General features: G+C 61.6%; 1 protein-coding gene. It reads right to left on the bottom strand.

What is annotated here, in order from left to right; genetic code table 11:
• Positions 1–966: RHS repeat domain-containing protein (locus Phpb_RS09945; RefSeq protein ID WP_476742268.1), on the bottom strand; the 966-nt coding region annotated here is incomplete at both ends.

Raw genomic sequence — 966 nt, 5'->3', positions numbered from 1 at the left:
TAGGTGGTCAGCTTACCGCTTTGGATACACCGTTTTTCTGTCCGCCGTCCGAAGGCATCATAGCGATATTCCCACGGTATCCCGTCCGGGGTGATAAGGCCGGTCAGCTGATTCTGGCTGTTCCACCGGTATTTCGTCAGCGCCAGCCGGCAACCTTCCGCTAAAAACTGCTTCTCCCGCATGCGCCCGGCCCGGTCGTAAACAAACCGGTGCGAGCCCACCCAGTTCAGGCGATGCCCCTCCTGATAGAGGGTTTCCCCCATAATCTCCTGCACCCCGTCAAACCGTCTTGACGGGTACCCGGTTTCATCATACTGATAATGCTCCCGCAGTGTCCGGCCTTCTCCCACCGACATCACCTGACCGTTGCCGTTGAGAAGGTAGTCCAGCTGCTGCCCGTTATCACTGGCGGCGGTCAGGTTCAGCGCCGCGTCATATGTATACTGGCGGGCCACCCCCGCGTAAGCCGGTCCCTCAATCTCGTCCAGCTCAGCCGGCCGGAAGAAATAGGGATTACGGCCCGCCCGTTGCGCGGTTAACTGCCCCATCAGGCTGTACTGCTGACGCAGAATAAATCCCCCGTCCACATAACGGCCCGTGTCCCGGCCGGCGTCATCCCGCTCGATGGTCAGGGGTGATTGTTCCTCCAGCGCCAGCGTAATCAGCTCCCCCACCCGGTTGACTTCCAGCCGGCTCTGCCAGCGGCAGAGGTGGGTCTGGCCGGTAAACCGGGCAGGGCCGGCAACCGGCGCTGTTTCGCCGGTCAGCAACTGCCGTTCTGCCGTGCGGTTATCCGGGTAGTGACGCAGAATCTCGCCGTGCGGCTGAATTTCTCGCACTATCCGGTCCTGCTCGTCATATTCAAAATGCAGGGCGCTGTCCGGGGAGTCCACGGTTAACAGCCGGCCCAGGATGTCGTAATGATAACGGGTGGTCCCTTCCGGGGCGCGCAGCGTCGTCAGCCGG

The organism is Photorhabdus namnaonensis (assembly GCF_001684335.1).
In the GTDB taxonomy this organism is placed as follows: Bacteria; Pseudomonadota; Gammaproteobacteria; order Enterobacterales; family Enterobacteriaceae; genus Photorhabdus; species Photorhabdus namnaonensis.
Note: the sequence above shows the minus strand (reverse complement) of the source record. Positions and strands in the feature narration are given on the sequence as shown.